The following is a 4,745-nucleotide window of genomic DNA, read 5'->3' as shown; positions in this document are numbered from 1 at the left end:
TGGACGAGCTGGATAACCGGGGCATCGCAGCCGGAAAAAGGATTGGCGGCCTCATCGAGATCGGCCACGCCCAGCGCAAAGGCGGTGAGATTGAAAATGGCGGCGGGCGGGAAGGCGGCGAGCGCGTTCTGCACGAAACGGACGCAGGCGCCCTCCTTGAGCGAGGAGACCAGCAGCGGCACCGGGGCGAGGCCCTGCGCTTCCAGCCGGGCGATGAGCGCCTCGATGGTGGCGGTGCCGGCGCCTTCGAGGGCGGCGCGATAGAAGAGGATGGGGATGGCTGGCGCGGCAGCGGAGTGCAACCCTTTCAAGCCGGCCTCGTCGGTCATGCCGGTCCTGGGGTGCCAGAGCCCGAAGCGGGCGAAGGGCTTGGGGGTAAAGGCCCCCTCACCCGGTTGCTGCGCAACCGACTTCTCCCCCGAAGGGAGAGGTGGGGTCAGATCGCGGAAGACACCCAGGATGGTATCGGCGTTTTCGGGACCGCCGGCGACGAAGAGGGAGTGCAGGCGCGACCAGGCTTCGGGAGGCACGCTGGATCGATCGCGAAGGATTGGGTCGGGATTGGCGTCGCCGGGGAGCAGGATGAGGGGGATCTTGCGGTTGGCGCAAAGGGCGGTGAGTTCGTCGACGCCATACTGGAAATAGGCGATGCCACCGATGAGGCGCAGCACGACCAGCCGGGCGTGGGCGACGGTTTTTTCCAGCCAGAGATCGACGGACAGATTGTTGGAGAGGCGCAATATGTTGGCGAGGCGCAGCTCGTTCTCGCCGGCCCGGTCGGCGGCGGCGGCGAGCATGGCCAGCTCGCTATCGGCCGATGAGGCAAAGACATAGGCGCCGGGGGTCTGGGCGAGGTCGATGGCCTCGCCTTCCTGCTGGATGGCGCCGGCCTGGGCGGAGAGGAGGTGCATCAGCTAACACCCTGCCGATATAGGGATGGGCCTGCCCCCCACCCCTCCCCACCGGACAGCGCGCTCGCGCGCTTCCGGCGCAGGCTCTTGAGGGGAGGGTTAGGGTGGGGGTTTGCGCGGTTCATCATGGCTCGATAGCGGCTCAGGCCGCCGCCTTCTCCAGGCTTTGGGTGATGGCGGCGCGGTCGAGCGGTTGTTTGCCGATGACGACCAGCGCGGTTTCGCGGGGTTCGCCGTCCTTCCAGGGGCGGTCGAAATAGGCGGTGACGCGGGGGCCGACGGCCTGGATGGCGAGGCGCGCGGCGGCGCCGGGGACGGCGGCGAAGCCCTTCAAACGCAGCACATCGTGGTTGCGGATGGTCGCCTCGATGACGCCGATCAGCTCGTCCTTGCCGGCGATGGCGGGGATTTTCAGCGAGAAGCTGTCGAAGTCGTCATGCTCATGGGTCTCCCCGCCATGTTCCAGCTCGTGATGGCTGGGACGGTTGGCGATGTCGTCCTCGCTGCCCATGCCCATGCCGAGCAAGGCGGCGATATCGACATGGCCGTTGCGGGCGCGGATGAGGCCGACACCGGGGCGCATTTCGGCGCGCAGATTGGCTTCGACCCTATCGAGCGTGGTCTCGTCCACCAGATCGGCCTTGTTGACGACGACAAGGTCGGCCACGGAAAGCTGATCCTCGAACAGTTCACCCAGCGGGGTTTCGTGGTCGAGCATCTCGTCGGAGCGGCGCTGGGCGTCGACGGCGGCCTCGTCGCTGGCGAAGCGCCCTTCGGCCAGCGCGGCCGCGTCGGCCACGGTGACGATGCCGTCAATGGTGACCTGGGCCTTGATCTCGGGCCAGTTGAAGGCGCGGATCAGCGGCTGGGGCAGCGCCAGGCCGGAGGTTTCGATGACGATGTGGTCGAATTTTTCCGGGCGGGCCAGCAGGGCCTGCATGGTGGGGATGAATTCATCGGCCACGGTGCAGCAGATGCAACCGTTGGACAGCTCGACCATGTCCTCTTCGCGGCAGGTCTCGTCGCCGCAGCCGGCAAGGATGTCCTTGTCCACGCCCAGATCGCCGAACTCATTGATGATCAGCGCGATGCGCTTGCCCTTGGGGGCGTGCGCCAGCAGGTGGCGCACGAGGGTGGTCTTGCCGGCGCCGAGAAAGCCGGTGATGACGGTGGTGGGGATTTTGGCGGTCACGCGACAGCTCCACTTGCAAGAGGGACGGATCGGGCGGCCAGCCGGTCGCCGACCCAGCCGAAGACGCTGCCCAGCACCAGCCAGAACACCGCCGAGGTGCCGATGGTGATGGCGGCAAATTCGGTGGCCAGATGCGCCGGCACCGCGCTGGGCTCGTCGGGGGTGACGGGCGCGCCGATGATGTGGGGCATGACCACCAGCGCCACGGCAACGGCGATGGCCCAGCCGGCGCGGGTCTTGGCCAAGAGCAGGATGGCGGCGCCGGTGGCCAGGGCCGTGCCCACCCACCAGATCTGGCGAGCCAGGAGATCGGCCGCCGGCATGCCGGGCAATTCGGGCGCCAGCCCATAGGCCGGAGCCAGAACGAAGGTGGCAAAGCCCGCCGCGCCCCAGAGCCAGCCATTGGCGGCGGTGATGGGCAGATTGGCGAACATGGACACCGCGCCGATCAGCAGGGCAAAACCGGCGGCGGCCAGCAGATTGGCCAGCATGGTGTAAAGCGTGCGCTCGGCGCCGTCCTGCGGGGCCCATTCCTCGTCTTCGGCTTCGGCCGCGGCTTCGCCATGGCTATGGGCTTCGACGCCCTCGCCATGGCTGTGGCCGCCTTCGCCCTCGAAGGTTTCGGCGTGCAGGATCAGGGGCGTAACGCGGAAATACTGGAGGGCGGAGACCAACAGGCCAGCACAAAGGGCTGCGACCAGCGCAGCAAAAAACAGATTGCGAAACATGGCGACGTTCTTTCTCTCAAGCCTGCTCAGTGGCAGGGAAAACCCATGGCATGGCGCGTGTCATGGGCGCCATTGTGCAGGCGATAATCGCCGGCAAAGCCAGTGCCCACCAAAAGGGTGAGGCCGAGCAGCAAGGCCAGGCTGCCGGCGATGAGCCGCTGGGACAGGGAAAGAGAGGTCGAACCGGTGGAAACGGCAGAAATATTCATGTGGCACCCTCCGCGCACGGAATAAAATGGGCTCTTCGCCCGGTTGGTCGGTGCCGGCAGGTCTCCTGGCTCGCGGTGAATGCAGCGCCCTCGCCTTCCCGAGCCCATGGGGCCCAGTGGCATGAGAGGGCGCCCACCGCCTACAGTTGCGGGGGCAGCCACGGTTTTGGTCCCTGATGGGTACGCCGCACCGTGTTCCCTTTTGATCTCCCTTGTGCGTCGCACGCGGGGGAACCGTCACATGGCCAGCATTACGCCCTCGCCCATGGGCGGGTCAATGCTCGCAGGTGCGACTCACGGTATCGGTGCGGCACAAAGGAGACCCAGATGAAGCCGATCAAATTCGACCGCGACGAAACCAAGGCCATCGTGGCCGAAATCCAGGACTACTTCCGCGACGAGCTGGACCAGTCCATCGGCGCCATTCCCGCCGAAATGCTGATGGCGTTCTTCGCCGACAAGATGGGCGCCTATTTCTACAATCGCGGCCTGCACGATGCCCAGGCGCTGATCCGCAAGAAAATCGACGATGTGAGCGACGAGATCTTCTCGCTGGAGCGGGTAACGAAAAACCCGCGGTGAGCTCGATGGGCACCCCGGCCCTATCAGGATGGATCCCGGCGCGGGGCCGGGATGACACCGGGGTGGGATGGGCTTGAGGAACGGCGCCGGCACTCGACAAAAATCCTGCTTCCGCCGGGCTTCATCGCCGGATACAAGGGCCAGCCGGGATCATGCCGGTTTTCCTGCTTTCGGAGGAAGCCTTGGGCTTCAACCTTGCTACGCTGGCCCCCATCGGGCTGCTGCTCGCGTCCAACCTGTTCATGACCTTCGCCTGGTATGGGCACCTGAAATTTCCCGGCGCGGCGCTGTGGGTGGTGGTGCTGGCGAGCTGGGGCATCGCCTTTTTCGAATACTGGCTGGCGGTGCCGGCCAATCGCATCGGCTACGGCACCTATTCGGGGGCGGAGCTCAAGACCATCCAGGAGGTGATCTCGCTGTCGGTCTTCGTGCTGTTCGCGGTGTTCTATCTGGGCGAGAAATTCACCTGGAACCATGGGCTGGGCTTCGCGCTCATCGCCCTGGGCGCCTTCTTCATCTTCAAGGGGCCATTCAAATAGCCATCCAGTCCGGGAAGGGATCGGGCAACCGGGCCCAGGCTTCGGGCGTGAATCTGCGCGCCGGCACCAGGCAGGCATCGAGCGCGCGGGTGAGAGCGGCCTGGTCCATGGGATCGGTGCCGATGAAGACGATCTCCTGGCGGCGATCGCCCCAGATCGGGTCGATATAGGGGGCCATGGAAGCCTGCCAGTCGGGATCGTCGGGCCAGCGATGGCGCGGCACCGAGGCCCACCACAAGCCCCGCCGCTGGGTGCGCACCAGGGCGCCGGCCTGGCTGATTTCGCCGACATGATGAGGGCGCGTCGCCAGCCAGAAGAAGCCCTTGGCGCGGATGACACCGGGCCAGGACGACTTGATGAAGTGATCGAGCAGCAGCGGATTGAAGGGACGGCGGGCGCGGTAAACAAAGGAGCGGATGCCGTATTCCTCGGTTTCGGGCACGTGGTCCTTGAAGCCGTTGAGCTCCTTGAACCAGAGAGGATTGGCCTCGGCGGCCTCAAGGCTGAACAGGCCGGTATCGAGGATTTCGCCGAGGTCCACCTGGCCGAAATCGGTCTCGATGAGCCGCGCCACCGGATTGAGC

The 4,745-nt window shown here is 65.9% G+C and carries 7 protein-coding genes and 1 riboswitch; of the genes, 2 read left to right on the top strand and 5 right to left on the bottom strand.

Annotation, left to right across the window (positions count from 1 at the left end):
• The 4 genes from VDP82_RS14025 to VDP82_RS14010 all read right to left on the bottom strand — a co-directional run.
• The coding region (locus VDP82_RS14025; RefSeq protein ID WP_323015469.1) for a cobaltochelatase subunit CobN at nucleotides 1-911 on the bottom strand (911 nt) is incomplete at its 3' end.
• A 142-nt stretch (nucleotides 912-1,053) separates the two neighbouring features.
• Nucleotides 1,054-2,103 carry a cobalamin biosynthesis protein CobW gene (gene cobW / locus VDP82_RS14020; protein WP_323015468.1) on the bottom strand — a complete coding sequence of 350 codons (1,050 nt, stop codon included), beginning with the start codon at nucleotides 2,101-2,103 and terminating at the stop codon, nucleotides 1,054-1,056.
• On the bottom strand, nucleotides 2,100-2,831 hold the full coding sequence (locus VDP82_RS14015; RefSeq protein ID WP_323015467.1) for a CbtA family protein: 732 nt from the start codon (nucleotides 2,829-2,831) through the stop codon (nucleotides 2,100-2,102). The genes cobW and VDP82_RS14015 overlap by 4 nt, the downstream gene beginning before the upstream one ends.
• Before the next feature lie 26 nt (nucleotides 2,832-2,857).
• Complete coding sequence (locus VDP82_RS14010; RefSeq protein WP_323015466.1) at nucleotides 2,858-3,040, bottom strand: CbtB domain-containing protein; 183 nt, start codon at nucleotides 3,038-3,040, stop codon at nucleotides 2,858-2,860.
• Between the two features lie 37 nt (nucleotides 3,041-3,077).
• Nucleotides 3,078-3,294: riboswitch (cobalamin riboswitch) on the bottom strand.
• Nucleotides 3,295-3,367: 73 nt separating this feature from the next.
• On the opposite strand from VDP82_RS14010, the gene VDP82_RS14005 reads away from it, so the two are divergent.
• Both VDP82_RS14005 and VDP82_RS14000 read left to right on the top strand, forming a co-directional pair.
• Entirely contained in the window at nucleotides 3,368-3,622 is a 255-nt protein-coding gene (locus tag VDP82_RS14005; RefSeq protein ID WP_323015465.1) for a DUF2164 domain-containing protein, read from the top strand.
• A 152-nt stretch (nucleotides 3,623-3,774) separates the two neighbouring features.
• Nucleotides 3,775-4,161 carry a DMT family protein gene (locus VDP82_RS14000; protein ID WP_323015464.1) on the top strand — a complete coding sequence of 129 codons (387 nt, stop codon included), beginning with the start codon at nucleotides 3,775-3,777 and terminating at the stop codon, nucleotides 4,159-4,161.
• Here VDP82_RS14000 and VDP82_RS13995 read toward each other — a convergent pair.
• The coding region (locus VDP82_RS13995; protein ID WP_323015463.1) for a GTP-binding protein at nucleotides 4,154-4,745 on the bottom strand (592 nt) is incomplete at its 5' end. The two genes, VDP82_RS14000 and VDP82_RS13995, sit on opposite strands and share 8 nt — an antisense overlap.

Source organism: Devosia sp., assembly GCF_034675085.1.
In the GTDB taxonomy this organism is placed as follows: domain Bacteria; phylum Pseudomonadota; class Alphaproteobacteria; order Rhizobiales; family Devosiaceae; genus Devosia.
Note: the sequence above shows the minus strand (reverse complement) of the source record. Positions and strands in the feature narration are given on the sequence as shown.